General features: G+C 69.0%; 23 protein-coding genes and 2 pseudogenes. 18 read left to right on the top strand and 7 right to left on the bottom strand.

Annotation, left to right across the window (positions count from 1 at the left end):
* Nucleotides 1-287: 287 nt before the first annotated feature.
* From ACZ4N5_RS21075 to ACZ4N5_RS21055, 5 genes are all read left to right on the top strand, one after another.
* Nucleotides 288-1,091, top strand: coding sequence for an AfsR/SARP family transcriptional regulator (locus ACZ4N5_RS21075; RefSeq protein ID WP_467758583.1), 804 nt, complete (start codon nucleotides 288-290; stop codon nucleotides 1,089-1,091).
* A gap of 49 nt (nucleotides 1,092-1,140) precedes the next feature.
* Nucleotides 1,141-2,142, top strand: coding sequence for a beta-ketoacyl-ACP synthase III (locus tag ACZ4N5_RS21070; RefSeq protein WP_467758582.1), 1,002 nt, complete (start codon nucleotides 1,141-1,143; stop codon nucleotides 2,140-2,142).
* Between the two features lie 88 nt (nucleotides 2,143-2,230).
* Nucleotides 2,231-2,476: a phosphopantetheine-binding protein gene (locus ACZ4N5_RS21065; RefSeq protein ID WP_401340578.1), complete on the top strand. Its 246-nt coding sequence runs from the start codon at nucleotides 2,231-2,233 to the stop codon at nucleotides 2,474-2,476.
* The gene (locus ACZ4N5_RS21060) at nucleotides 2,473-3,696 is read left to right on the top strand and encodes a beta-ketoacyl-[acyl-carrier-protein] synthase family protein (RefSeq protein WP_467758581.1); all 1,224 of its coding nucleotides are present in this window, start codon (nucleotides 2,473-2,475) and stop codon (nucleotides 3,694-3,696) included. Before ACZ4N5_RS21065 ends, ACZ4N5_RS21060 begins: the two co-directional genes overlap by 4 nt.
* Before the next feature lie 56 nt (nucleotides 3,697-3,752).
* A complete protein-coding gene (locus tag ACZ4N5_RS21055; protein WP_467758580.1) occupies nucleotides 3,753-5,339 on the top strand; it encodes a GMC family oxidoreductase in 1,587 nt (528 codons plus the stop codon).
* A 28-nt stretch (nucleotides 5,340-5,367) separates the two neighbouring features.
* Here the strand turns inward: ACZ4N5_RS21055 and ACZ4N5_RS21050 are convergent, their stop codons facing one another.
* Both ACZ4N5_RS21050 and ACZ4N5_RS21045 read right to left on the bottom strand, forming a co-directional pair.
* On the bottom strand, nucleotides 5,368-6,255 hold the full coding sequence (locus tag ACZ4N5_RS21050) for an LLM class F420-dependent oxidoreductase (RefSeq protein ID WP_467758579.1): 888 nt from the start codon (nucleotides 6,253-6,255) through the stop codon (nucleotides 5,368-5,370).
* Between the two features lie 5 nt (nucleotides 6,256-6,260).
* The gene (locus ACZ4N5_RS21045) at nucleotides 6,261-7,217 is read right to left on the bottom strand and encodes a proline iminopeptidase-family hydrolase (RefSeq protein ID WP_467758578.1); all 957 of its coding nucleotides are present in this window, start codon (nucleotides 7,215-7,217) and stop codon (nucleotides 6,261-6,263) included.
* A 259-nt stretch (nucleotides 7,218-7,476) separates the two neighbouring features.
* Between ACZ4N5_RS21045 and ACZ4N5_RS21040 the strand changes: the two genes are divergently transcribed.
* The 6 genes from ACZ4N5_RS21040 (at nucleotide 7,477) to ACZ4N5_RS21015 (ending at nucleotide 15,198) form a co-directional block, all read left to right on the top strand.
* Nucleotides 7,477-8,508: a methyltransferase gene (locus ACZ4N5_RS21040; RefSeq protein WP_467758577.1), complete on the top strand. Its 1,032-nt coding sequence runs from the start codon at nucleotides 7,477-7,479 to the stop codon at nucleotides 8,506-8,508.
* Between the two features lie 47 nt (nucleotides 8,509-8,555).
* Complete coding sequence (locus ACZ4N5_RS21035; protein WP_467758576.1) at nucleotides 8,556-9,587, top strand: methyltransferase; 1,032 nt, start codon at nucleotides 8,556-8,558, stop codon at nucleotides 9,585-9,587.
* A gap of 88 nt (nucleotides 9,588-9,675) precedes the next feature.
* Nucleotides 9,676-10,113, top strand: coding sequence for an acyl-CoA thioesterase (locus tag ACZ4N5_RS21030; protein WP_467758575.1), 438 nt, complete (start codon nucleotides 9,676-9,678; stop codon nucleotides 10,111-10,113).
* A gap of 253 nt (nucleotides 10,114-10,366) precedes the next feature.
* Nucleotides 10,367-11,656, top strand: a complete 1,290-nt coding sequence (locus ACZ4N5_RS21025) for an MFS transporter (protein WP_467758574.1) — start codon at nucleotides 10,367-10,369, stop codon at nucleotides 11,654-11,656.
* A 225-nt stretch (nucleotides 11,657-11,881) separates the two neighbouring features.
* Complete coding sequence (locus ACZ4N5_RS21020) at nucleotides 11,882-12,205, top strand: CU044_2847 family protein (RefSeq protein WP_467758573.1); 324 nt, start codon at nucleotides 11,882-11,884, stop codon at nucleotides 12,203-12,205.
* Nucleotides 12,202-15,198 carry a trypsin-like peptidase domain-containing protein gene (locus ACZ4N5_RS21015; protein WP_467758572.1) on the top strand — a complete coding sequence of 999 codons (2,997 nt, stop codon included), beginning with the start codon at nucleotides 12,202-12,204 and terminating at the stop codon, nucleotides 15,196-15,198. Before ACZ4N5_RS21020 ends, ACZ4N5_RS21015 begins: the two co-directional genes overlap by 4 nt.
* Nucleotides 15,199-15,214: 16 nt before the next feature.
* Here the strand turns inward: ACZ4N5_RS21015 and ACZ4N5_RS21010 are convergent, their stop codons facing one another.
* Entirely contained in the window at nucleotides 15,215-15,406 is a 192-nt protein-coding gene (locus ACZ4N5_RS21010) for a hypothetical protein (RefSeq protein ID WP_467758571.1), read from the bottom strand.
* Between the two features lie 1,980 nt (nucleotides 15,407-17,386).
* On the opposite strand from ACZ4N5_RS21010, the gene ACZ4N5_RS21005 reads away from it, so the two are divergent.
* The 4 genes from ACZ4N5_RS21005 to ACZ4N5_RS20990 all read left to right on the top strand — a co-directional run bounded on the left by ACZ4N5_RS21005 (nucleotide 17,387) and on the right by ACZ4N5_RS20990 (nucleotide 18,970).
* Entirely contained in the window at nucleotides 17,387-17,851 is a 465-nt protein-coding gene (locus tag ACZ4N5_RS21005; protein WP_467758570.1) for a hypothetical protein, read from the top strand.
* Between the two features lie 85 nt (nucleotides 17,852-17,936).
* Nucleotides 17,937-18,209 carry a VOC family protein gene (locus tag ACZ4N5_RS21000; protein WP_467758569.1) on the top strand — a complete coding sequence of 91 codons (273 nt, stop codon included), beginning with the start codon at nucleotides 17,937-17,939 and terminating at the stop codon, nucleotides 18,207-18,209.
* A 387-nt stretch (nucleotides 18,210-18,596) separates the two neighbouring features.
* On the top strand, nucleotides 18,597-18,854 hold the full coding sequence (locus tag ACZ4N5_RS20995; protein ID WP_467758568.1) for a hypothetical protein: 258 nt from the start codon (nucleotides 18,597-18,599) through the stop codon (nucleotides 18,852-18,854).
* Nucleotides 18,848-18,970: a hypothetical protein gene (locus tag ACZ4N5_RS20990; protein ID WP_467758567.1), complete on the top strand. Its 123-nt coding sequence runs from the start codon at nucleotides 18,848-18,850 to the stop codon at nucleotides 18,968-18,970. The genes ACZ4N5_RS20995 and ACZ4N5_RS20990 overlap by 7 nt, the downstream gene beginning before the upstream one ends.
* Before the next feature lie 288 nt (nucleotides 18,971-19,258).
* Here the strand turns inward: ACZ4N5_RS20990 and ACZ4N5_RS20985 are convergent, their stop codons facing one another.
* Complete coding sequence (locus tag ACZ4N5_RS20985; RefSeq protein ID WP_453282695.1) at nucleotides 19,259-19,531, bottom strand: hypothetical protein; 273 nt, start codon at nucleotides 19,529-19,531, stop codon at nucleotides 19,259-19,261.
* A 44-nt stretch (nucleotides 19,532-19,575) separates the two neighbouring features.
* Nucleotides 19,576-20,067 (bottom strand): ATP-binding protein, encoded by a 492-nt coding sequence (locus ACZ4N5_RS20980; RefSeq protein WP_467758566.1) that lies wholly within the window; start codon nucleotides 20,065-20,067, stop codon nucleotides 19,576-19,578.
* Nucleotides 20,068-20,231: 164 nt separating this feature from the next.
* Between ACZ4N5_RS20980 and ACZ4N5_RS20975 the strand changes: the two are divergent.
* From ACZ4N5_RS20975 to ACZ4N5_RS20965, 3 genes and pseudogenes are all read left to right on the top strand, one after another.
* A pseudogene (locus tag ACZ4N5_RS20975) lies at nucleotides 20,232-20,771 on the top strand (transcriptional regulator); the annotation flags it as partial.
* 73 nt (nucleotides 20,772-20,844) lie between these two features.
* A pseudogene (locus tag ACZ4N5_RS20970) lies at nucleotides 20,845-22,016 on the top strand (serine hydrolase domain-containing protein).
* 319 nt (nucleotides 22,017-22,335) lie between these two features.
* The gene (locus ACZ4N5_RS20965; protein ID WP_467758752.1) at nucleotides 22,336-22,653 is read left to right on the top strand and encodes an integrase core domain-containing protein; all 318 of its coding nucleotides are present in this window, start codon (nucleotides 22,336-22,338) and stop codon (nucleotides 22,651-22,653) included.
* Nucleotides 22,654-22,880: 227 nt separating this feature from the next.
* Here the strand turns inward: ACZ4N5_RS20965 and ACZ4N5_RS20960 are convergent, their stop codons facing one another.
* Nucleotides 22,881-23,483, bottom strand: a complete 603-nt coding sequence (locus tag ACZ4N5_RS20960) for a sarcosine oxidase subunit gamma (protein ID WP_467758565.1) — start codon at nucleotides 23,481-23,483, stop codon at nucleotides 22,881-22,883.
* The gene (locus ACZ4N5_RS20955; protein WP_467758564.1) at nucleotides 23,476-26,724 is read right to left on the bottom strand and encodes a sarcosine oxidase subunit delta family protein; all 3,249 of its coding nucleotides are present in this window, start codon (nucleotides 26,722-26,724) and stop codon (nucleotides 23,476-23,478) included. The genes ACZ4N5_RS20960 and ACZ4N5_RS20955 overlap by 8 nt, the downstream gene beginning before the upstream one ends.
* Nucleotides 26,725-26,730 lie beyond the last annotated feature (6 nt).

The following is a 26,730-nucleotide window of genomic DNA, read 5'->3' as shown; positions in this document are numbered from 1 at the left end:
CAGTCGACACGCATCGCATTAACGCGGTTGTCCTCTGCGGACTCCGGCGCCAGGAGTCTTGCATCAGCCGCCCCTGGTAAGGCACCAGGGGATTCCCTGGGCACCCTTGGAGAGTCCCTGGGGTACCCCCTGTACCGGCGATATCTCCCTTGACACTCCGTCCGCCGCACGACAACGATTGGCGTCCGGGCAATTTGATCTACACGAGATCGCGGTAGCCGACAATCGGACGCCATGGCGATGCCGCCGACAGGACGCCGGACGAGTCGAATTGACTTAGGAGTGTCGTGCACATCGAAATTCTTGGCACCGTCTCCGTCACGGCGGGCGGTCATGAACGTGAAATCCGCTCGAACAAGGTACGTGCCATGTTCGCGACCCTGGCGCTGGAACCCGGTCAGCCGATCTCCCATGTCGAACTCGCCGACGAGCTGTGGTCCGGCCAGCCTCTGGGCAATGTGCACAACGCGCTCCAGGCGCACGCCGCGCGCTTGCGGAAGATCCTTGAGAGCCCTTCCCGGGACCGCGCGGCCGGCACCGTGCTGCGCACCGTGTACAACGGCTACGTACTGGACATCCCTCGCGAGTCCGTCGACGGCAACCGATTCCTCGACCTCGCGGCGCGGGGCTCGGCCTCCTTGCGCCATGACCCCTACCGGGCGATCGAACTCCTGGAGTCGGGGCTGCGGTTGTGGCGCGGACCGGCTCTGCTGGACGCCGGTGACGGTCTGCGGTGCAAGGCGGCGGCCGCGCTGTTCGACGAGCGTCGGCTGACCATGTGGGAAGACCTCGTCAGCGCCAGACTGGCCATCGGCGACGTCCGTCAGGCGACCGCCGACCTGCGCCCCCTCGTCGCCCAGCACCCCCTGCACGAACATCTCTGCGCCCAGCTGATGATCGCTCTGTACCGCTCGGAACGACAGGGCGAGGCACTGACCCTGTACCACCGCACCCGTCGTCGGCTGGACGACGAGCTGGGTGTGCAGCCGGGCCTGCTCCTGCAGCAGCGCTACGCCGAGATCCTGGCCCAGGACCCCGCTCTCACGCTGAGCGGGATCACCGGGCCCTCGTCCATGGGCCGGATCGCGTGAACGGCGCGAGCGTGCCGGGCATGCCCGGCGTGCCGAAGGGCGGCATCCGGTGACCCCGGCCGCGATACTCGCCGGCATCGGCGGCTGCCTGCCGCCCCGCGCGGTGTCCAACGAGGAGATCGCCGCCGTGTCCGGTGTCTCCGACGAGTGGATACGCTCCCGGACCGGCATCCACCGGCGGTACTTCGCCGCGCCCGGAACGGCCACCTCCGACCTGGCGGTCGGGGCCGGCGAGCAGGCTCTCGAGCACTCGGGGGACCCCCGCGTGGACACCGTCCTCGTGGCGACGTCCACGCCCGACCGGATCTGTCCGGCGACCGCTCCCACGGTGGCGACACGGCTCAGGCTGTCGGGCGTGGCCGCGTTCGACATCTCCGCCGTGTGCACGGGATTCGTCTATGGCCTCGCCACCGCCGCCGGGCTGATCGCGTCCGGCGCGTCCACCCGCGTCCTGGTCATCGGGGCGGACACGTTCTCCAGCATTCTCGACCCGACGGACCGGACGACTTCGGCGATCTTCGGTGACGGCGCGGGCGCGGTCGTCCTGCGCGCGGGAGAGCCCGGCGAACCGGGCGCCATCGGCCCGTTCGACCTCGGCAGCGACGGAGCGGGCCGCGATCTCATCACGGTACGCGCCGACGGTTCGGAGCAGCGCCTGTCCGGGCTGCCCCCCGAGGCCGCGGACCGGTACTTCACGATGGCCGGCAAGGAGGTCTTCCGGCACGCGGTACAACGCATGGCCAAGTCCTCGACCACGGCGCTCGACCGGGCCGGCTGGCGCACCACCGACGTCGACTGGCTGATCGCCCACCAGGCCAACGCGAGGATCCTCATCCGGCTCGCGGACGAGCTCGACATCCCGAGGACGCGCGCCGTCAGTCATATCGCCGAAGTCGGCAACACCGCGGCCGCGTCCATCCCACTGGCCCTCCACCACGCGTACACCACCGGCTTGCTGCGCCCGGGTGACCGGATCCTGCTCACCGCCTTCGGCGGTGGCCTCACCTGGGGCTCGTCCGTACTGACGTGGCCGGGCGACAGCCTGGCGTGACCACTCGGCGCGGCGCCGGCCCCCGGCCCGTGCGCACCACCACAGGACAGCACCACCGGACAGCACCACCGGACGAAGGGAATCCACGATGACAGCCATGTACGACAAGATCGTCGACATTCTGGTCAATCGTTTCGAGGTCGAGCGCTCGGAGATCAAGCCCGACGTGACCTTCGAGGACCTGGAGATGGACTCGCTCTTCCTCGTAGAACTGCTGCTGGTGGTGGAGAAGGAACTGGGTGTCAAGGTCAGCGACGACGCCGCGTCGCCCCGCGACACCATCGGGCGGGCAGCCGAGGTGATCGAGGAGCAGGCGGCGGCGACCACGTCATGAGCGCCCGCTCCGTCGCCGTCACAGGGCTCGGTCTGGTCACCGCCGCGGGCATCGGCGCCGAGGCGAGCTGGCAAGGCGTGTGCGAGGCCCGGTCGACGGCCAAGCACGATCCCGCCCTCCAGGGCCTTCCGGTCGACATCTCCTGCACCGTCCCGGAGTTCAGCGCGACCAAGCTCGTCGGGCGGCGCAGCAACCTCATGCACGACAGGTTCGTCCAACTGGCCCTCGTCGCCGCGCGTGAGGCCGTCGCCGACTCGGGACTCGCCCCCGGGACGTGGGACGGCGCGCGCGTCGGCGTCGTCGTGGGCTGCGGGCTCGGTGGCGTCTCGACGTGGGAGCGGCAGCACCGGATCCTGCTCTCCGAAGGGCCGGACTCGGTCTCCGCATTGCTGATCCCCCTGCTGGTGCCGAACATGGTCGCGGGTCATCTCGCGATGGAGTTCGGTGCCCGCGGGCCCAATTTCGTCACCGCGACGGCCTGCGCCTCCGGCGCGACCGCGATCGGAGTCGCGACCCAGCTGCTCCACGACGACCAGTGCGACGTGGTGATCGCGGGCGGCAGCGAAGCCGGGGTGAGCCCGCTGATCGTCACCGGCTTCGCGCGGATGGGGGCTCTGTCCCGGCGGCTGGACGAACCGGCCACCGCGTCCCGCCCGTTCGACGTGGATCGTGACGGCTTCGTCATCGGCGAGGGAAGCGGCGTACTGGTCCTGGAGAGGGAGGCGGACGCGCGGGCCCGCGGAGCGCGCGTCCGCGCGAGGGTCGCGGGGTACGGGGCCTCCGCCGACGCCCACCACATGACGGCCCCGGATCCCTCGGGCGCCGGCGCCCGACGGGCCCTTCAGACCGCGCTGGCCTCGGCCGACGTGTCGCCGGGCGACGTCGACCACGTCAACGCGCACGGCACCTCGACCCCGCTGAACGACGCGGCCGAGTCCAAGGTCCTGCACCAACTGCTGGGCATCCGCGCCACCGTGACGTCCGCGAAGGGCGCGGTCGGTCATTCCCTCGGCGCGGCGGGCGCGATCGAGGCGGCGTTGACCGTTCTCACCCTGGAGAACCAGACCGTGCCGCCGACGGCGAACCTGGAGAACCTGGACCCGGAGATCGAGCTGGATGTCGTCACGAAGAGCCCCCGTGTCCAGCGCATCGACGTGGCGGTGAGCAACTCGTTCGGCTTCGGTGGTCAGAACGCGGTGCTGGTCCTCACCTCGGCGTAGCCACCCTCGTACATCCCCTCTCCCCTACCCGACGCCACGTCAACGGAGGTCGGCCCGTGGCCGAATCACTCAGCAACGGTCCCTTCGACATCATCGTCGTGGGCGCCGGTTCCGCCGGTTGTGTGGTGGCGCGCCGCCTGGTGGACCAGGGCGCGAACGTCCTGCTTCTGGAAGCCGGCGGCCAGGCCACCGACCCCGCCATCGACGACCCGCTGCGCTTCGGTGAACTGTGGTTCGGCGAACACGACTGGGCGTACCTCACCACTCCCCAGGAGCACGCGGCCGGCCGCAGGCTGCACTGGCCACGCGGTCGGGTGCTGGGCGGATCCAGTGCGCTCAACGCGCTGATCTACGCCCGGGGCGCGGCGCTCGACTACGACCACTGGGCCTACCTCGGCAACGACGGCTGGTCCTGGCGTGACGTGTTGCCCGTCTTCCGGACCATCGAGGACTACGACACGGGGGCGGACGAACTGCACGGCTCGGGCGGCCCCCTGCCGGTGCTCACCAAGTACCAGGCCGACCCGATCCACGACGCGCTGATCCAGGCGGCGCAGGAGACCGGCATCCCCTGCCAGCCGGACTACAACTCGGGCAGCCCCGAAGGGATTTCCAAGATCCACTTCACCGTCGCCGACGGCCGCCGGTGCAGCGCGGCCGCGGCCTATCTCGACCCGGTCGCCCACCTGCCCGGCCTCACCGTGGTCACCGGGGCCCGGGTGCGCCGCGTACTCGTCGAGGGCAGCCGGTGCACCGGTGTGGAGTGGCTGCGGGAGGGGGTCGTCGAGCAGGCCGACGCCGGTGCGGAGGTGGTGATCAGCGCGGGCGCGATCGAGTCGCCCCGGCTCCTGATGCTTTCCGGCATCGGCCCCACCGCCGGGCTGCGTTCCCTGGGCATCGACACTGTCGCCCATCTCCCGGGCGTCGGCCAGAACTTGCACGACCACGTCCTGGCGCCCGTCATCTTCGGCACGGAGCGCCCGGTGGGCCGGCCCTCACCGGGCCTCGGCCCCGCACAGACGCATCTGTTCTGGCGCAGTCGGCCGGGACTGCCGGTGCCGGACCTCCAGCCCCTGCACTTCCCGGTCCCCATGTACCAGCCGGGGATGACAGGGCCACCCAGCGGCTTCACCCTGCAGGCCGGAATCGTCCGGCCCACCGCACGGGGGTCGATCCGGCTGACCGGGGCTCGGCCGGAGGACGAGTTGCTCATCGACCCCGGCACGCTGCGTACGGGAGCGGACCTGGACAGCCTGGTGGCCGCCACGGCGTTGTGCAGGGACATCGGACGCTCCTCGGTCCTGCGTGAGGAGTGGGGGGCCCGCGAGCTGTACCCGGGCCCCGCCGTTGGCGACGCGGCCGGTGACCCGGAACTGCGCGCCTATCTGAGGCGTACGGTGACGACGTATCACCATCCGTCAGGCACCTGCAAGATGGGCGTGGACGCCGAGGCGGTCGTCGATCCGCGGCTGCGGGTGTACGGCATCGAGGGACTGCGGGTCGCCGACGCCTCCGTCTTCCCGGCGATCACCACGGGCAACACGCACGCCCCGGCGCTGCTGGTCGGGGAGCAGGTCTCCCGGTTCATCGCGTCCGACCACGGCACGGCCTGGGGCACCCGGGCCGCTCAAGACCTCTCCTGAATCGCCGGTCCCGGCGCCGGGACAGCCCTCACACAAGATCTTCAGAGGTCTCCCGCGCCGGGGCCGCTCCGAGTTCACGGGGCGCGTTCCTCTCCACGAACTCTTCGAGTTCCGGCACCGTCAGGTCCATGGGCGGTACGGCGACGAGCCGGTCGACGCCCGCTTCCGCGTAGGCCCTCACGGTGGCGGCGTCCAGGGGACGGGCCGGGGCCACGGAGATCTTGAGCGGTCTGTCCTGTCGTCCGGCGCGCTCGGAGAGCTCCTTGAGCGTGCGGACCTGTTCCGCCGCCGAGCGCAGGCCGACGAGATAGCCGAACCATTCGTCGCCATGGGCGACCGCGCGCCGATGCGCCGCGGCGCTGTGCCCGCCGATCACCAGCGGCACGCGGCGTTGCAGGGGCCGCGGGTGGGCTTCGACGCCCTCGAAGTCGGCGTAGGAGCCGTGGAATTCGGGCTTGTCCGCGTACCAGAGCGCGCTGATGGCCTGGAGGTATTCGTCCGCCCGTCTGCCCCGGCCGGCCATGGGGACGCCCACCGCGCTCATCTCGGGCTCCAGGTAGCCGACCCCGGCCCCGAAGATCAGGCGGCCTCCGCTGACCACGTCGAGGCTGGCCAGCTGCTTGGCCAGCACCACCGGGTTGCGCTGGGGAAGGACGACGCAGCCGGTACCGAGCCGGATCCGCTCCGTGTGGGACGCCAGGTGCGTCAGGGCCACCACGGGATCGAGCAGCGGGGTGTCCGGCTCCAGCGGGGACTCCTCGGGACGGGGACGGGGCAGGACGACATGGTCGGCCACCCACAGCGATTCGTAGCCGAGCTGTTCGGCCCGCCGCGCGATGCGGGCCGAGACCGTAGGATCCGCCGCGGCGTTCATGTTCATCCCGAACAGGCCGACGGTCGGAGCAATGGTTGCCATGACGGTCATGCTAGCCACGCCCGATGATCGCGGCTGTCAGCCGTCGGACCGCTCTGTCGTGCGAGGAACGTCTCGACCACGGTGCGGAAGCGAGCGGGTTCCTCGAGATGCGGCATGTGGCTCGACTCCTCGAAGAGGACCCACTCGGCCCCGGGTACACCGCTAAGGATCTCCTCGACGGCGCGGGGCGTCACTTCGTCGTACCGCCCGGAAACGAGCAGCACGGGGACCCGCACCCGGTCGAGCCGGTCGCGGATGTCCCAGCTCCGCAGTGTTCCGGTCATGGTGAACTCGCTGGGCCCCATCATGGCTTCGTACACCGTGGATTCGGCTCCCAAATACTGCAGGGTGCGCCGGAGTTCATCCGGCACGGGGCGGGCCCGGCACACATGACGTCCGTAGAAGTCCCGTACCGCCGCCTGATACTCCGGTGAGCCGGTGGTTCCCGCCGCCTCGTGGCGCTCGATCGGCTCCCGTACGTCCAGGGGCAGTTCACTCAGCAGCCGGGCGACCTCCTCACGATAGGTCAGCGAGGACGCGAATCCGTCGGCGACGACGATCGACCTCAGCCCCGTCGGCCGCCGGACGGCCAGTTCGAGCGCCAGCATCCCGCCCCACGAGTGTCCCAGCACGTGATAGTCGTCAGCGACGCCCAAATGATCCACAAGCAGCCGGAGTTCGTCCAGGAACAACTCGGGCGTCCAGAACTCGGCGGCGACTTCTCCGTGGTGCTCCGAGCGCCCGCTGCCGAGTTGGTCGTACAGCGCACAGGTCCACCCGCTGCTCGCCAGCTCGGTGACCGAGGTGAGGTAATCGTGGGTGAGACCCGGGCCGCCGTGGCAGATCACCAGCACGGGCCGGCCGGAGCCGCGGCCGGGCGGACCCACCACGCGGTACCACGTCCTGTGCCCCCGCCACTCCATCACGCCCTCGGTCGCGGTCACGCCGTCCAGTGCCGTCAAAGCCGCCTCCACGTCCTCGGATACTCCGGCCCCGCACCATCGGCGAGTGGGCACACATGGCGCATCGTCGCCGCGCCGGCTGACCGCCCGCTGACACCTCGCTGACCGCGCGGCCGAACCGGCGCACAGACAGGCCCGGGTCAGCGTCCCGTCAGGCGCCGGTCAGTACGTGAGGCCAGGCTGATCCGTGACTGATGGACAGGCAGCCCTCGCGCGCCAGGTCACGCGACCACAGTTCGATGCCGTAGGAGGCAGACCCTTGAGCGATGCGCAACCGCCCCAGGCCACGGAGATCGCAGCGGCAGTCAGGCAGGTCCTCGGCGACTCGCTCGGCTACCTCTACCCGGCCGCACTGCGCGTGGCCCTGCGCCACGACATCGCCGGCCTCCTCGCCGACGGACCCAAAACCAGCCAACAACTCGCCGAACTCACCGGCACACACGCCCCCTTCCTCCACCGCATCCTGCGCTTCCTCGCCACCCGAGGCATCTTCGAGGAAGACCAGAACGCCACCTTCCACCTCACCCCCGCCGCACACGTCCTGCGCACCGACGTCCCCTACTCCGTACGCTCAACAGCCCTGCTGCTGACGGACGAGATGTACTGGCAGTCGACCGGCCGCCTCGAAGACACCGTCCGCGACGGCAACACCGCCTTCAACGACATCTTCGGCGCCCCCCTCTTCGACTATCTCGACCAGAACGAGGAGAGCGCCCGGACCTTCCACACCGGCATCGCCGACCTGTCGACCATCGAGCAGGGCGGCATCGCGGAGAGCTACGACTTCCCCGAGTCCGGGAAGATCATCGACGTCGGCGGCGGCCCCGGCGGCTTCCTCCGCACGGTGCTCGCCAACAACCCCGGCCTGCATGGTGTGTTGTACGAACAGGACGCGGTGCTCCAGCAGCATCAGCTCGACGACGAGGCGATCAAGGGTCGTTGGGAGACGACCGAGGGGAACTTCTTCGACGTCGCGCCCACCGGTGGCGACATCTACGTCCTCAAGCGCGTTCTGCACGACTGGAGCGACGACGACAGCCTGCGGATTCTCCAGGCCGTCCGAAAGGCCATGTCCGACGAGGCACGCCTCCTGGTCATCGACGCCGTGGTGCCGCCCGGCAACGAGCCGCACGCGGCCAAGCTGTACGACGTGGCGATGATGACCATCTTCGACGGCAAGGAGCGCACCGAGCCGGAGTTCAAGGAACTCCTCACCGCCGCCGGTCTTCGACTGGTCCGGGTGATACCGACGCCGGGCACGGTGTCCATCATCGAAGCCATGACGGTCTGAGCCGCCGAAAGCCAACTGCTCGTGAACAGGACACCGGGAGCCGAACCTTGAGCGATGCGCAACCGACCCAGGCCACGGAGATCGTAGCGGCAGTCAGGCAGGTCCTCGGCGACTCGCTCGGCTACCTCTACCCGGCCGCACTGCGCGTGGCCCTGCGCCACGACATCGCCGGCCTCCTCGCCGACGGACCCAAAACCAGCCAACAACTCGCCGAACTCACCGGCACACACGCCCCCTTCCTCCACCGCATCCTGCGCTTCCTCGCCACCCGAGGCATCTTCGAGGAAGACCAGAACGCCACCTTCCACCTCACGCCCGCCGCACACGTCCTGCGCACCGACGTCCCCTACTCCGTACGCTCAACAGCCCTGCTGTTCACGGACGAGATGTACTGGCAGTCGGCCGGCCGCCTCGAAGACACCGTCCGCGACGGCAACAGCGCCTTCAACGACATCTTCGGCGCCCCCTTCTTCGACTACATCCAGGGCGACGGGGAGCGCGAACAGCTGTTCAGCGACGCCATGGACACCATGTCCAAGACCGAGCAGAACAGCATCGTCGCCGGCTACGAATTCCCGCCGACGGGAACCGTCGTCGATCTCGCCGGCGGTCTGGGCGGTTTCCTGCGCACCGTGCTCGTCAACAACCCCGGCCTGCACGGTGTCCTCTTCGAACGTGAATCCGTCCTCCAGCGGCACAAGTTGGACGAGCCCGCGATCGAGGGGCGTTGGGAGACCGCCGCGGGGGACTTCTACGAACTCGTGCCCTCCGGCGCGGACTTCTATGTCCTCAAGCGCATCATCCACGACAAGAGCGACGCAGACAGTCTGCGCATTCTGCGGACCGTACGCAGCGCCATGACCGAGCGGTCGCGTCTCCTGATCGTCGACCCGGTGCGCCCGCACACGGACGTCCCGCCGTCCGTGACCCTCTCCGACATCGTCATGCTGACGGTGTTCGAAGGACTGGAACGCACCGAGCAGGAACTCGAGGAACTGCTCGCCGCCGCGGAACTCAAGTCGCTCAGGGTCATCTCCACGCCGGGAGCGCTGTCCATCGTGGAGGTCGCTCCGGTCTGACGTGGGAGTGGCTGATTCTCCCGGCCGGGGACGATCTCCACTGTTAGCGTCCGGAGTCGGTTCGTCCCAGCACCCCTCGGAGGCAGGCATGACTCAAGGTGAGACAACTGCGGAGCGCGGCATCGTCGAACCCGGCTACACGCACTTCGACGAACTCGATTCGATGGGCTTCGTGCACAACTCCCGTTACATGGTTCTGGTGGAACGTGCGCTGACCACATTCTGGGCGCGCAAGGGATTCGCGTACACGGACGGGAAGTACACCCATCCTGACGTATTCCTGGCTGTGGCGGAGTTCTCGATCAGCTACCGGGCGCCCATTCGTGGTACCGGCGAGATCGGCGTCCACCTCTGGATAGACAAACTCTCCGACACCAGCGCGGTGTACGGATTCCGCGTACTGTCCGCGGACGGCGGCGTGGTGCATGCCGAAGGGCGGCGGGTGCACATCCGGCTCGACCCCAAGACGCTGCGCCCCACCTCCTGGAGCCCCGAGTTCCACGAGGTCGCGAAGGCCCTGCTCTGAGAGCGGCCACCAGGCGCCTCGGTGGGAGGGGCTGACCACGGCGGAGATGTCGCATTGCGGCCCCGGGCTTGCCGGCCCGGGGCCGCGATGATGTCCACGGCGTGTCAGCGGGCCGGTGTCAACGCCGTGTCAGAGTCCGGTCAGCCGTCCGGACCACACTGGCCGAGTTCACCGGCCCGAGACGCCCGGCCGGGTGGTGATCGGCCGTACCGGCACGTGAGACCGGGCACCCCACCCAGACCTAAGGGCCACGATGACCCCTGAGACCCGGTCCGCCACCGCCACGACCCCTGTGCCGGACACGCTCGCCGAACCGGTCACGCGGGTCGGACGAAGGTTCGTGGGCGGCATCGCGCTCGTCAGTCTGGGCATGTGGACCGCGTTGTACACCCCCGTGCAGGTATTGCTCGCCCAGCAACTGGAGACGATCGACCCGCACAACAAGGCGTCGGCACTCGGTCTGGTCACCGGGCTCGGCGCCGTGACGGCGCTGGTCGCCACCCCGCTCGCGGGCGCCCTGTCGGACCGCACCACCTCGCGTTTCGGCCGCCGAAGGCCCTGGCTGGTGGGCGGCGCGCTGGGCGCCGCGCTGGGTCTGGTGATCCTGGGCCCACAGACCACGGTGACCGGCGTCGCACTCGGCTGGTGTCTGGTACAGCTCTCACTCAGCGCGATGCTCGCAGGCCTGGTCGCCGAGGTGCCCGACCATGTCCCCGTCGCGCAGCGCGCCGTCGTGAGCGCGTGGGTGGGCGCCACTCAGCCCCTGGCCGTCGTGTTCGGTACGGCCCTGGCGACCGTCGTCGTGAGCGGACCGCACGGCGGTTACCCCTTGGTCGCCGCCGCCGTGGTCCTGCTCGCCGTGCCGTTCGTGTCCTCGGTCAAGGACGCGCGGCTGCCGCGCTCCGCGGTGCCCGCCGTGAGCTGGTCACGGTTCCTGGCCGGGTTCTGGATCAGCCCTCGTCGCCACCGGGACTTCGCCCTCGCGTGGCTGACGCGCCTGCTCGTACAGCTCGGCAACGCCACGGGAACGCTGTACCTGCTCTACTTCCTGCGCGACCGAGTGCGCTACGAACAACGGTTTCCCGGGCACAAGGCCGAACAGGGGCTGCTGACTCTCGTCGCCCTCTACTCCGTCGGCATCGTGCTCACCGCGTTCATCGGCGGTGTGGTGTCCGACCGGCTCGGCCGGCGCAAGTCACTGGTCACGGCGTCCGGTGTGGTGATCGCGCTCGGTTCGGGCCTGCTGGCGATCTGGCCGACGTGGCCGGTCGCGCTGACGGCAGCGAGCCTGATGGGCATCGGCTACGGCGTCTACGTCTCGGTGGACCAGGCGCTGATCACCCAAGTGCTGCCCAGGGCGGGCGACCGCGGGCGGGATCTGGGCGTCATCAACATCGCGAACTCCCTTCCGCACGTGCTGGCCCCGGCCATCGCCGCCGTACTGGTCACGCATCTCGGAGGCTACCGGGCGCTCTTCGCGTTCGCCTCAGTCCTCACCCTCCTCGGTGCTGTCCTGGTACAACGCATCCGAAGCGTGCCCTGACCGGCAGCAGACCTCCCTCGTCACGCCCATTCCCGTGATCGGCAGGAGACCGTCGCCGAGGTCGAACCGGGGATTCCGGGCCGGCTTCGGGCGGTGCACGTCTCCGAAACCGCCTCATCGTGGGCCGAGTACGAGGTCGCCGATAGGGGTTGACCGGCGGCCCGGCTACGGAAAAAATCATTGACTGACGATAAGTCACACACGCGGCAGGACAAGGACGTAGACGTGAGTGAGACGCCTCAGGAGTTCGATCAAGATGCCCCCATTCTGATCGAGTTCAACCAGCGCGGTGGGGTGCGCCAGGTGGCCCTGAGCGCTCCCGAGACGGTCGCGCGGTCGGCCGAGGCTGTGAGCCAGGCGATGGGCACGATCCGCGGTATGGCGGAGCGCGTCCGCGGCACCGTCACGCAGATGGCGGTGCGGCCCGACTCCGTCGAGGTCGAGTTCGGGATCAAGTTCGACGCAGAGGCCGGCGCCGTCATTGCAAAGACCGGGGTCGAGGCCGCCGTGACCGTCAAGCTCGCCTGGGGACCAGGGACGCAGGGATGAGCCACGCAGATGTCCCCAGAGCCCCACGTGTCATCCTCCAGGACGTCAGGAACTTCACCGTCCAGATCCGCCACCCTGCCGACGACCGGGTGCTCGGTACCGGCGTCGTCATCTCCCCTAACGGCCTGGTGGCCACTTGCGCCCACGTCATCCGCGCCGGTGGTGTGGAGCCGCGGGCCAGACGCGAGGCCCAGGTGCGGGTCTACTTCCCGTCGTCGAGCCGGGACGCCGCTCCGGCGGAGATCCGCACGGCCTGGGTCGCGGCCTCCTTCTCCGATAGCGACGACGACCTCGTCTGCCTCCAGGTGGACGGGGCTCTGCCGCTGCCCGCGCACCGGGTGGCCGTGCTCGGCGCGGCCAGGGAATCCCAGGACCATGCCTTCCGCAGCTACGGGTACCGCCAACTGGAGGGCTACCTTGGGGCGTGGGCCCGCGGCCTGATCCTGGGCGAGGTCGATCCACCGGACGGACACAGGCTGCTATTCGACCCCATCCAGCTTGAGTCGAGCCACATCGACGCGGGGATGAGCGGCGCACCCGTCCTTGACCTCAACCGGAACCTCGTGATCGGCGTCGTGTCGGAGACCTGGGTCGCTGAGCTGGCGGGCAAGGACAGGGACACCGCGTGGGCTGTGAACGCCGCCCTGCTCGACCACTCGCCACTCCGTGTCGACCTGCGGTCGGAGCCGCTTCCGCTGATCACCGCCGAGCAGCCGCGGATCCAGCCGGCCCTGGCGGACATCGCCGCCCCGCGGCCAGGTGCCCGCCGGATGGACGACGCGCCCCTCCCGCTGCCGGAGTGGGTCGGCCGTGAAGCGCTGATGGAGGAGCTCAATCGGTGCGGCGCCGACGAGGAGATCCTTGTCGTGGGTCTGGTCGGCTTCGGTGGCGAGGGCAAGAGCAGCCTAGCGCGCCGGTGGATCGACCAGGTCGTTGCCGCCGTCGGACCCGAGGCGGTAAGGATCTTCTGGTGGAGCTTTACCGAACGGGCCAGCGCTGACGACTTCCTGGCGGCTGCCCTGGAGTTCACCAGCGGGGGCACGATCTCCTCGGAGGAGCTTCCGGACGGGCGCGCCCGGGCAGAGTGTGTCGCGGGCCTGCTGGCCCTGGGCCGATTCCTGTTCGTGCTCGACGGCCTGGAGGTGATACAGCACCAGGAAGGCGACCACTACGGCGCTCTGGCTAGCAGCGACCTTCACGACTTCCTCACCTTCTTCGCCACCCCCGGCCACCGCTCCTTCTGTCTGATCACCACCCGGGCCCCTGTCTTCGATCTTGTCCCGTTCGTGACGTACCAGCAGATCGACGTCGATCCGCTCCAGCCGGTGCCGGGACGGGAGCTGCTGCGCAAGCTCGGCGTCCACGGCCCCGACGCCTCGCTGGATCAGATCGTGAGGGACTGGGGAGGGCACGCGCTCACACTCAGCCTCATGGCCGCCTACCTGGCCAAGCGGTATGGCGGCGACGCCCGCCGGGTCGCCTCGCTGCCTGCCCCCGATGAGGGGCAGCCGCGGGACGCCATGGTCCGCCGCATCCTGCACGAGTACGATGCCTGCCTGACCGACGAGGAGCGCTCCTTCCTCACCCGGTACAGCGTGTTCCGCACCCCGGTCCTCGACGAGGCGCTGCGCATCGTGTTGCCCGACACGCCGTGGGCTGAAATCGCCGCCGATCCTCGACAGACGCTGTCAGTCATGTTTGACCATCTGACCGCCTCGCGGATCATCCGTCGCGACGTCGGGGACCGCACGAACATGCACCCGCTGGTCAGGGATTTCTTCGCCAGTCGGGCCGAGCAGGGAGAGCAGCGACGGGCCCTGCACCGGCGCGCGATGGACTACTATCTGGCGCTGGCCCCGAGTGACCAGCACCCGCAGACCCTCGACGAGCTCGGGCCGCTCGTGGAGTCCGTGCACCACGCCTGCCAGTCCGGCGCGTACGACGAGGCATGCGATCTAGTGAGCGCCCGACTCTACTGCGGCGAGGACGGGCTGATCACCCGACAACTCGGTGCGTACGAGACAACGCTGTCGGTCTTCGCCGACTTTCACCCGCAAAGCAACCTGATGCGCCAGCCACTGGTCCGCGGCAGCGAGGCCCGAGGCTGGATCCAGCACGAGGTCGCGACCTGTCTCCAGATGCTCGGCCGACTGCGCGACGCGGGCCACGCGACCCGGCGGGCGCTACAGGCATTCAAGGCTGTGGGCGCCTGGCACGACGCCGCGGTCAGCTGCCAGAACCTGGCTGAGCTCTATCTCAGCCTCGGCGCCCTTCCGATCTGCGGGCCCGTGATCCAGGATGCCTTCGCTCTGGCCCGCCGGGCGCAGGATCAGGATGACCTGCTCGTTGCCGAGACCGTGAGCGGGACGCTCGCGCACCTGCAGGGGCGCTCGGCCGACGCGGAGCGCGCCTTCGCCGAGGCGCTGCGGATCGCTGGCGACTTTACACCCATTCCCGCGCTCTACAGCAGCAGCGGGATCCGCTACGCGGAGCACCTGAGGCTGAATGGAAGGGCCCAGGAGGCCCTCCAGGTCCACGAGACAAATCTGGAGATCTGCCGGGCCGCCGGATGGCGGGGCGACGAGGCCGGCTGCCTCGCCGGACTCGGAGATCTCGCGCTCGACGCAGGAGACCCCGACCTCGCTCGGCGTCACTACGCCGAGGCGATGTACATCGCGCGCGGGATCACCCGGCGGGATGTGCTCATTAGCGCCATGCTGGGGCAGGTCCGGTGGGCGCTCCACATTGGCGAGCCGCTGCCGTCTGTCCAGACCGATCTCAAGCACGCGCTCGCCATGGCGACCGTCGGCGGCTACCGGATCGCCGAGATCGAGGCGCGGCTGCTTCTCGCCCGGACCCAGCACGCACAAGGCGATGACGAGGCGGCCTGGGCAGAGTTGGCCCAGGCTGACCAGATGAGTGCTGAGACGGGCTATCACTGGGGACAGTCGGCCGCGCAGACCCTGATCGAGGAGTGGGAGGCCGTGGCCTGAGGATCGGCGCCGGCCTCTACTCGTCCGCGTCGGCTGCCTCGGCCTGGGTCTCGCCCTCCTCCGCCGACTTCTTGTCCGCGTTCAGCGTGACGGCCAGACGGGCCAGCAGCTCCGAGGGCAGCCGGCCGTCGATCGCGGACGGGTATTTCTGGGGCCGCCCGTTCGAGACCTGCTCCTCGCCTGGGCTTTGATCCTGATTTGCCGTCATCTCAATCGGCCTCCGATTTCAAGCGCGGTGCCCTTCTCCCGGACATCCCATGGTAGTTGGCCGTTGAGAGGCGTTGGTGTGGCTCTACTAGCCCCATTCCCGCTGACCACCCTGCCCTGCAGCCCCCGGAACGCAAGCATTCGCCAACGATCACCGCGCACCACGCCCCGTCTCACGCCGACGCCGAATCGATCAACCGGGTGCAGCAGCCTCGAGTTACCGCCCGACGGCATGGTCGCGGGGCCCAGCCAGGGGACGGCGGCACGGCGCGGCGGCCCCACCGACACGCAACCGGCTGAGTACGCGCTGTGATCCGCGGCAGCGTCCGCGCCGCCCATCCCGCCCTCCCTCTCCTCAACTCCAACCAGGGCATGGGCAAAGCGGCCGCAAAGGGGATGTCAGAGGCCCGACCGCGTCCGCACGGTGGGGTGACCTGCACGGATTCCGCGATGTGGGCGAGGCTCGCGCAAGAGAAGTCGCAAGAGATCTCGCAGGAGATGCGGCAAGAGTTGGTGCAAGGTGTCGCGAGGCGTACCCGCGGCGCGGTTCGAACGGCAGTTCCGTCGGGCCGTGGCATCCGTGTACGCCTCTGATCGACGCCCAGGACGAACGCAGCCAGGTCCGCGCGGATCTGTGGACGCTCTTCCAGCGGGTGCCGTGGCCGACCGAACCGCCGGATGCAGGGGAGATGCGCGAGAACGCCTGGCGGCAGTCATACCGCTCCTCCTCCCCGGGTCGGGATCCCGAGGATTCGGCGGATCTCGCCTGGCTGCGGCTGAGGCAGCGCCCCCGGTGCGCTGATCGTCGCCCGCACGTACTGGAGCGGCCGCGCTCAGGGCGGTGTCCTCAGTCCACGGTCGCGACTCAATCTCACAAGTGCAAGACGGTCAACGCCACCAGCCGGACTCCGCCGGATTCCCATGCCCACCGCGCGCTATCAGGTTCAGGACCCGATCAACGGCGGCCAAGTCGCGGTCGGGGGAGTCGGCAGGTGCGCCAGCTCCATCCTCGCCGACCAGAGCACCGCACTCCTCGGATGGCACAGGCAGTAGGCCACAGATCCCTTGTTGCGTAGTCCCACCGCTGCGCCGATCTCCGCCACGGTCAGCCCCTCGACGGACAAGCGGATGACGCGCAGGATCTGTTCCTCCCGCACTGTCAGGCCCGCGCTGCCGCTTCGCCTCTGCGCTTCCACGCCGGCGCGGGCCCGACTGCGCAACTCTGCCTGCACAGCCCCCCGGCCGAACGGATGCCACCACCACACGTCGACAGCATCAGAAACGACGACGCAACTTTCCCTTCCTGCTGCGCACTGCGCCGGGAGACTGCGCAAATGCACTGCACAACCAGAAGGGAGCTGCGCAATGAGCCTCCGCCAACTTGAAGTCGCAGGTCAAAGGACTGGTGTGACCGGTACTCAGGGTGCTCACGCTGGTCGTGGGCGGGAGTCTGTCGAGTAGATCGTCTGTCAGCGGTTGACTTCGAGGTTCGCCGTTCTCCGCCAGAGGCGCGCCACCGGCGCGCAGCCGAGCCTGCATCGTCGGGCGGCAACTGGGCCCCGGCTGCTTTCCTCAGACGCTGTTGGATTCGGGGCCTGCTTCGCCCCGCTGATCATTGGTCGAGTGGGGGCGCAGGCAGTGCGCGGTACTGAACCGTCCGGACACTGTGGAGCGGACGGTCGAGGCGTTCACCAACGGCCAGAATAAGTCGGCGCTCGAGCAGGCGTAGGAGCTGAACGAGATGATCCGCACGTGCATTCGTGATTACTAAATCGCACAGGCAGCCCCTGTCAGCCTCTGGGCCGGCGGGGGCTTCGTCGTTTTCTACCGGCCCGCTGCCATCGGCGGGGGGAACGGTCAATTCCACGACCGGGAACCGGACAAACAACGGGAAGTTCGCGCCACGGATCTTGTGTGGCGCCTGTGAACCCATGAGGGTGGTCGGGGGTGAGACACGCATTCGATTTTTCTTGGGGGGAAAATGAAGGCACGTTTTATCTTCCCGCTTCTCGCGACGGGGGTCCTGCTGGTGCCGGCTGCTGCGGCGTCGGCTGCTCCGAGCGGCAATACGGGAAGGGCCGTTGCGAAGATTGCCGCCTTTCCCGTGTGGTGCAAGTTCCAGGGTGAGAAACCGTTCCAGGTCACCCGTGGCGGCCCGCTGTATGCCCAGGGCCATTACTCGGGTTGCTCGACTCCGGCACCCGACCAGTGCCGGGCCCAGGTCGATCTTCAGGAGTACGTGCGCGACGGGTACTGGCGCGCGGTGAAGCACGAGGACAGCCAGTGGACGAGGTGCAGCGGGCGCTACACCACTCCGCCGCTCAGGTGCGTGCATGATGGAGAGAAGGAGACGTACAACACTCAGGTGACCTTGCAGGTCGAATACCACGGACGCTTGAGCGAGGCCGGAATCGCAGACACGGGCAACACCGTGATCGACTGCTGAAGTCCGTTCACCCGTAACGGCCTGCCGGATTGATTCGGTAGGCCGTTTTCGGCTTCGGTCGCACAGATGAAAGTGAGACAGCAGCATGCACGTTCATTTTGAAGCATTAGACCCAGAGAAAATGATCAGGTTCTGGGGCAGCATCCCGGGTAGGGGTGGGTACAGCGTCGGCAAAGCGGAATCTCCGGCTGTGCTACCGGTCGTCACCGTCCTTGTCGGAACGATCGCCGAACAGGTTCAGACACTGATCGCCAAGGGCGCCTCTCTGGTAGAACCTCACGATTGTATGCACGCCCTGATGACGGATCCGGAGGGCAACAGGTTTATGGTGGTGCTCGACCCCGATCACGAAGAATGACGTTCTCCAGCGTGGATGCGGCCCGGCGTACGGCACTCGCCCTTCAAGGGCGCCGGGTGGACGATCCGGTGTGGGGCGCCTTCGCCGTCGCTCCGACGTCGAGGCCGACGGAACCTGCTGGCCAATCCAGGTCGCTTCCTCGCGGCCGGATGACGTTGGGAGACGGCCTGCACCGCTACGTGAATCGACGGCGACGCGAGGAGGCCGACAGCCAGCGCGGGTGAGGGACGCACGGGAGGCCGCCGAGTAGGAGCGGGCAGCTCTGCGGTTCCCGCTCGCTGAGGCCGGGTGGCCTTCTACGATCCAGTGCATGGATCCCGAGCTGCTGGAACGGATCACCGCGCGGCGAGCGGAACTGGACGAACTCGAAGAACAGTTGGCCAGCAGTTGGCGGAGGTGCGGGCCGAGCGGGACGAACTTGCCGTCGCCGAGCGGGTCCTGGAGCGGGTGAGCGAACAACTCGCCGACGAGCGCGCCTCAGCCGCACCAATGCCCGGGCAGGTGGGTGGACGGTCGGTGATGCTGATTCCGCACCGCGAGCCGGACCTGGAGGAGACCATGCTCCCGCCGGACTACCAGCGCATCTCGCCGCTGGGCGGCAGGCTGCCGGACCCATCATGGCCCGCCAGGTCGGCGAGATGCTGAGAGTCGACGTCAGCGTGCGGGCCAAGCTGGAACCGCTGGGCTGGAGGCTGGTCAGACTCGTTGATCGCGGCTGGCTGCGCAAACTGCCCGACGGCCGGTTCACCACCCGCTTGTGACCGGGGACACTGTCGCCCGGAGCAGTCCGGCGCGAGCGTAACCGCGGTGCCTCCGAAGGCCGTTGGAATTGTGTGACGAAAACCAAAGGACGCGCCGTCGGACGCGCGCCAGTCGAACACGGCTTCGCACACCTCAAGAACTGACGGACCCTCACCAAGCTCCGCATCGACCCCGCCCGCGCCACCCGCCTCCTGCGAGCCTTGCTTGTTCTGACGAACCTCGAAGTCAACCGCTGACAGACGATCCATTGGGCGCGCGATGAGCCGCGGTCCGGCGCCGGGATCAGGTCAGCGGTGAATCGGCAGGACGCCTGTGCCCTCGCGCATGTTGATCTCCAGAACGCGCTGGTCCAGTTCGTACAGACACGCACGGCAGGCGTAGAGGGCCGCGTGCATACCGCTCGACCGGACGGGCCCGATCCACGTGACCTCGACGTCGTCACGGCCGCACCACAGCCAGCACTCACCGCGTGCCTGCCATTGGTGGCGATCCCATAGCGCGTAGTCAGTGGTTTCCCCCGTGACGGGGTCGATGTCGCGGCGGGTGGGCCGGAAGACCACATCGGGATCAGGAAGTGGGTTCGCTCGTAATGCGTACCGTCCCATCACGCGACCGCCAGAGTGAGCGACTCGGGCTCGACTACGGCCCCGCGCTTCGGCCGACGCGCGAACAACCTGCCCAGGACGGCGGCTCGGAGGGCAGGCGCCGCCTTGGGGAGCTCGATCTCCGCCCATACGCGCTTGCCGCAGCCGGAGGGCTCCCAGGCAGACCGCGAAGCGAGAAGACCGACCAGCGCGAGACCGCGCCCTCTCTCATCGTCGTCGTGGGCACAACTCATCTGCGGAGCCAAAGAATTGCCGTCAACGACGTCGATCACCAAACTGCCGGGGCGGTGGTACAGCGCGACGGTGACGGGCCCCTCCCCATGGACCACGGCGTTGGTGATGAGTTCGGAAGCGACAAGGCGGATGGCGTCAGCTGTCTCGTCGTCCACCGGCACACCCCAGGTACGCACCTTGTCGACGACCTGGTGCCGGGCAAGGGGCACTTCCCTTTCCGTACCCGCAAGGACGAACCGATGGACGAGCGTGGGCATGGCGGACGCCTCCGAAGAGTTGGAGAGCGGCTTCGTCCCCGACGGGGACACGGGGACGAAGCCGCCGATCTGAGGAACCGTTCCTGAAGCGGACGCCCCGCGCGCGCTCCGTTGGACGGCTGACACTCAGTCAATGGCCCCAGCGGGCAAGGCGGAACGTTTCTAGGGGGTTCCTCATCTCGACCGCCATCGACAACGCGCCTCGAACTCTGTCGCCGTACACCCATTCCTTCCTCTACCTGCACAAGGCCGAGGCGCTGTCACGCGACGGCGACCACCGGAACGCCGGAACGGCGTTCAACCGAGCCACGTCCCTCTGGGAGCACGGCTCGGCGGAGGAGAAGCCGGACTGGCTCAACTGGTTCGGCGAGGCACAGCTGAAGTCGACCGAGGGCAAGGTCCTGTTGCGTTCCGGGCAGGTGGAACGCGCGACGAGTTCCCTGGAGACCTCCGTGGAGACCGCGGCTCCTCGGGACAAGGCCGTACGGTCCAGCCGCCTCGCGGAGGCACGGCTCGCCGGCGGCGACCTGGAGGGGGCTCTGGACGCCGCGAACTACGGCGCCGGGCTCTTGGAGAGCAGTGTCAGCTCCGTACGGGCTCTGGACCGCATGAAGGAGTTCGACGCTCGACTCGATCCGCGCAAGTCCGTCTCCGCCGTCCGCGAGTTCCGCGAGCGTCTTCAGGCGCTTTCCATCGCGGCCTGACAGCCGCCGTCTCGCACTTCGAGCGCCAGGCCGCCCCGCCGGAATAGTCGATCCAGATGCCAGGATGGGCGGCATGACGACGATCGACGGCGAGGTCGAGGCTGGATTCGAACCGGTGCGTGAGGCGTTCGAGGCGAACTTCTCCCAGCATGGGGACATCGGCGCGGCGGTATGCCTGTACCAGCACGGCCGGCCGGTGGTGGACCTGTGGGGTGGCATCGCCGATCCGGAATCCGGTCGTCCGTGGACACGAGACACTCTGCAACTGGTCTACTCGGCCACAAAGGGGGCGACCGCGACAGCGGCGCACACGCTGGCCCAGCGCGGCACGTTGGACCTGGACGCGCCGGTGGCGAAGTACTGGCCGGAGTTCGCGGCGAACGGCAAGGCGGACATCCCGGTGCGCTGGCTCCTGTCCCACCAGGCCGGGTTGATCGCGCTGGACCAACCGGTCCCGCTGGACGAGGCGTTGGCCTGGCACCCGATGGCGGCCGCCCTGGCCGCGCAGCGTCCCCAGTGGACGCCCGGCACTGCGCACGGGTACCACGGTCGAACGTGGGGTTGGCTGGTCGGCGAGGTGATCCGCCGAGTGTCCGGCCGAACGCCGGGCCGCTTCTTCGCCGACGAGATCGCCGCTCCCCTTGGGCTGGACTTCTTCATCGGATTGCCGGCGGATGAACGCGACCGGGTCAGCCGCATGGTGTACCAGCGACCAGCCGTGGACCTCACCACCGTGCCCGCCGAGTCGGTTCCCGAGGAACTCCGCGAAAAGGTTGCCGCCTGGCGGGATCCGGAGTCATTCAGCAACAGGGCGTACGCGGTCACCGACCCCGCCGCGATCAACTTCAACTCGCCCAAGGTGCAGGCCGCGGAGCTCCCGGCCTCCAATGGCATTGGCACCGCACGTGGGCTGGCGCGCATGTATGCCGCGCTGATCGGCGAGGTGGACGGTGTGCGCCTGCTTACGCCGGAAACCCTGGAGGCGGCGACCAAGGAGCAAGCTGGCGGGAAGGACCAAGTGATGCTGATCCCGAGCCGATTCAGCTCGGGGTACATGCTGCCCGCTGAGACCAACCCCATGACAGGCCCGAGGGCTTTCGGCCACACTGGGCGAGGAGGCTCACTCGGCTTCGCCGATCCTGAGCACGGCATTGCCTTCGGCTACGCGATGAACCAGATCACCGCGGACCCGACGACGTGCGTGCGACGTTGTTGGTCGAGGCAGTTCGAAGGTCTCTGGCATAGAGGGAAGTTACGCGAGGAGCACGTTTCCCGGTCTAGCTGTATCCCGCCTTGTGCCATCCAGTGAAGTGCCATCGTCAGTCGTCGCGGTGGCATTACTTATGGCACCGTCCAGGCCGCCGAAACCCATGGCGGCACCCCACCAACTTAATCCGTCAGTCGGCGGAGCCTGGCAAGGAAGCCGTCGTTTCACACAGCGATCACGAACCGGGCTGAGGTTCCCCCGAGATGCGGGCAGAGGTGACAGCAGGTCAGATGGGGCTTACGAGAGGAGCTCTGACGATGCCTGCCCCGAGGAAGTACCCGCTGGAGTTGCGTGAGCATGCGGTGCGGATGGGCGGATTCAACTGGCCGTCGCAACACCTCGACCGAGCCGGCATCGCCGCGTCGATCGGAACTGTCGGCGACGCCTACGACAACTCCCTTGATGGAGTCCACGATCGGACTCTTCAAAACCGAGCTGATCAAGCCTCGCCGCCCATGGAAGACACTGTCCGAGGTCGAGCTGGCAACCGCCGAGTGGGTCGACTGGTACCGCCACCGCCGACTCCACGGTGAGATCGGGCACACCCCGCCCGTCGAATACGAGACCAACTACTACCGAGAGACCAGAAAAACCCAGGTCACAGTCAAGATCTAGAGTCTCGATCAAACCCGGAACGGTTCATGTTCTGCGCTTTGTCTGTCTCCGCGTTCCGCGCACACACGCGGACACGCGGACACGCGGACACGCAGACAGGATCGCCCGTACCGACACACGCTGCGCAGGGGCGCCGCAGCGGGCACAGCGACGGATCCTGACAACATCGGCCTGTCGGTCGCGGACGCGTCCCATCTCCTGTGGATATCACGCCCTGTTGAGCTCGTTCAGACGTATTCCGCCGCCGCGTCCAGCAGCCAGTCCGTCAGGTAGTCGGCAAAGGACGAACGGACCAGTACCCAGAACCCGGCCTTGGGTTCGTCCCTGGCGACCAGCACGATCTGTGTGCGGGCCAGGGTGGTCTGGGCGCAGCACCCGGCCCCGAAGATACGCGGGTGCAGATCCAGGGGGCAGCCATGTGCCAGCAGGTCACGGGCGCGTGGACCCGTGATGAGGAGGGTGGTGCGCTGGGCGGAGACGTCGGTGACAGCCACGGGCTCGTCGCCGCTCGCCGCCCTGATCCGGCTCTCCAAATCCCGCTGACCGCCGGTCGGGCCCACCACCAGCCATTCGTCGGGGCCCAGCCACACAGCGGTCAGCTCGCCGGCGCGCACGACGGTGTTGGGTTCGAGGGGCAGCTGGAGGCCCAGCGCGAGCCCGACGGCGTCCGCTGCCGCTCCCTTGGCGTCGAGCCGGACGTTGACCTGGGCCAGGAAGGGGAGTTCGGCCAGCCGGACCGCGCCCCCGGAGGTGCGTGTCGCGGCGGCCAGGCGGTCGGCGGCATGCGACAGGGGACTGCGGCGCGGGATGGTAAGGGCGGTGTCAGCCATCGCGGCGGGCTCCCTCGGGGTCGTAGAGGACGGGGCTTGCGACGGTCACCGGAACCAGCCGGTCGCCCACGGGGGCGTAGAGCCGCTCGCCGATGCGGTCCCGGCCGCCCTTGACCAGGGCGAGGGCGAAGGTCCGGCCGAGCGCCGCGCTGCGGTAACTGGAGGTGACGTGGCCGAGCATCGGGACGGGCGGGGCGGGCAGCACGCTGTCAGCAACCAGCTGCGTGCCTTCGGGGAGGAAGGCGCCCGGATCCTCCGGGAGCAGGCCGACCAGGTGCTTGCGGTCGGGTCGGACGGCGTCGGCGCGGGCGTAGGAGCGCTTGCCGATGAAGTCGGGCTTCTTCTTCGACACCGCCCAGCTCATGCCGAGGTCGTGCGGAGTGACGGTGCCGTCGGTGTCCTGGCCGATGATCGGGTAGCCCTTCTCCGCGCGCAGGACGTGCATGGTCTCGGTGCCGTACGGGGTGATGCCGAACGGGGCACCGGCCTCGTACAGCGCCTCCCACAGGGCGAGCGCCTCCCACGGTGACACATTGATCTCATAAGCCAGTTCGCCGGAGAAGCTGATCCGGCACACCCGGGCCTCGACGCCCGCGACGGTCGTGTCCCGCCACGCCATGAACGGGAAGCTGTCGTTGTCCACCGCCAGCGCCGGCGCGAGCGTCCCCAGCACCTCGCGGGAACGGGGGCCGACCAGGGCGACGGTGGCCCACTGTTCCGTGACGGAGGTGCAGTGGACGCGCAGCCCGGGCCATTCGGTCTGCAGCCATTCCTCCATCCAGTCCAGTACGGCGGCCGCATTGCCCGTCGTCGTGGTGACCAGGAAGCGGTCCTGGGCAAGGCGGATGACGGTGCCGTCGTCGAAGATCATGCCGTCCAGGTGGCACATGACGCCGTAGCGGATCATGCCGACCTTCAGGGTGCTCATCATGTTGGTGTAGAGGCGGTCCAGGAAGACGGCGGCGTCCGGGCCCTGTACGTCGATCTTGCCGAGGGTGGAGGCGTCCATGAAGGCGACGCCGTCGCGGGCGGCGGCGCACTCGCGCAGCACGGCGGTCTCCATGTCCTCGCCATCCCGCGGGTAGTACCGGGGCCGCTTCCACTGACCGACGTTCTCGAACAGGGCGCCGTGCATGACGTGCCAGTCATGCAGAGCGGTCGTACGGATCGGGTCGTGCAGTGCGCCGCGGTCGCGGCCCGCGAGCGTGGCGAAGGAGACCGGCGTGTAGGGCGGGCGGAACGTCGTCGTACCGAGGGCCGAGACGTCCACGCCGAGCAGTTCGGCGACGACGCCGCCGGCCAGGACCCCGGAGGTCTTGCCCTGGTCGTTGGCGGTGCCGGCCGTGGTGTAGCGCTTGGTGTGCTCGACCGAACGCAGGCCGGCGCCGGTCGCGCGGGTCAGGTCGTCGACGGTGACATCGCGCTGGAGGTCGACGAAACGGGGTGCGTCGGCGGGGCCGGGGACGAGGAAGACCTGCATGGCGGGCGAGTGCGGTTCGGCGGTCACCTCGGGGAGGCGGGGCGCCTCGGAGGCGTAGCCCTCGGCCTCGATCGCGCGGGCACCGGCGGCCGCGCCCTGCGCGAGGGCCCGGGCCAGGTCGAGGACGCCGTTCGCGCTGCCCGCGACCTCGACGGCCTGGCGGCAGGTGCCGGGGACGAAGGAGCCGAGTGTGTCGTCGTAGCGCAGCTTTCCGCCCGCCTGGCTGAACAGGTGCGCTACGGGGTTCCAGCCGCCGGAGACCAGCAGCAGGTCGGCGGCGAACTCCCGGGTCCCTGCCGACTCCCCGTACGGAGCGGCCGTCACGGCGGTGAGCCGCGGGGCGCCTTCGGTGCCGACCACGGCGTGTCCGCTCAGCACCTCGATCCCGGACTCCCGGGCACGGCGCGCCCATTCCCCCGGCTCGGGCCGGGTGTCGACGATCGCCGCGACGTCCACGCCCGCCGCCGCGAGATCCAGCGCGGCGGCGTAGGCGCTGTCGTTGGTGGTGAAGACGACGGCGTGGCGGCCGGGAAGGACGCCGTGGCGGTTGACGTAGGCGCGGGCCGAGGCGGCCAGCATCACACCGGGGCGGTCGTTGTCCGCGAAGGCCAGCGAACGCTCGTGGGCGCCGGTGGCGAGCACGACGCGACGGGCGCGGATGCGCCAGACACGCTCGCGGGAGACATGCTCCGGGGCCTCGGCGCCGAGGTGACTGGTGCGGCGCTCGACGGCGAGGAGGTGGTTGTCGTCGTAGTGGCCGAAGACCGTGGTGCGACGCAGCACGCGCACCTCGGGCGCGGCTTCGAGGAGCGCGCCGATCTCTTCCGCCCAGTCGAGGAGTTCGCCCGATCCCAGCAGACTGCCGCCCAGCTCCGGACGGTCGTCGGCGAGGATGACGCGCGCTCCGCTGCGCGCGGCGGCTGCCGCGGCGGCGAGTCCGGCCGGTCCGGCGCCGACCACGAGCAGGTCGCAGTGCGCGTGGACGGCGTCGTAGCGGGCGGGGTCCGGTTCGGTGGCGAGGCGTCCCTGACCGGGCAGGCTGCTCGCCACCAGACCGTCGTACAGTTCGACGGTCGTCGCGGGCAGCATCGGCTCGGGGAAGGGTGCCTCGATCTGGATGACGGCGTTGGGCTCCTCGACACCGGCCGAGAAGATGCCGCGCGGGCGGCCGAGCTTGATGCTCGTGCCGGCCTCGATGACGCCGTTGGCGAGGAGGGCGGAGGCGAGGGTGTCGCCGCGGAAGCCCTCGTACTGCGTACCGTCGAAGGTGAAGCGGAGGCGCTCACCGCGGTGGACTCGGCCGCCGGTGGGCAGCCGGAACGGTTGGGTGGCGACGGGAGTGGTTTCTTCCCCGAGCCCGCCCCTTCCCGAAACCGGGGCTGCCGCCCCGGACCCCGCGGGGTCCGTCGACGACTGCGGGGCCGTGGGTGGGTTGTGCCCACCTGATCGGCCCTGCAGAACGCCTGCCCACAACCCGGGCAGGGTGGAATCGTCCGGCCTCGGCTCGCCCGAGCGGTACACGGAGAGAATCTCGTTCGTCGCCGTGTCGCGCACCGCGTTGAACCAGCGGCGGCATCCGGCCGCGTGGCTCCAGCGTTCGGCGAACGGGCCCTTGGGGTTGTCGCGGAAGAAGAGGTAGCGCGCCCACTCCTCGTCGGTCAGGGCGGCGGAGTCCTCGGGATAGGGCACGTGTGCCTGGCCGCCGTAGTGGAACTCGGCCTCGTCACGGGGCCCGCACCAGGGGCATGGGATGAGCAGCATGGGTTC

Source organism: Streptomyces sp. NPDC026500, assembly GCF_055567635.1.
The sequence above is the reverse complement of the archived record's forward strand: the minus strand, read 5'-3'. Positions and strand labels throughout refer to the sequence as shown.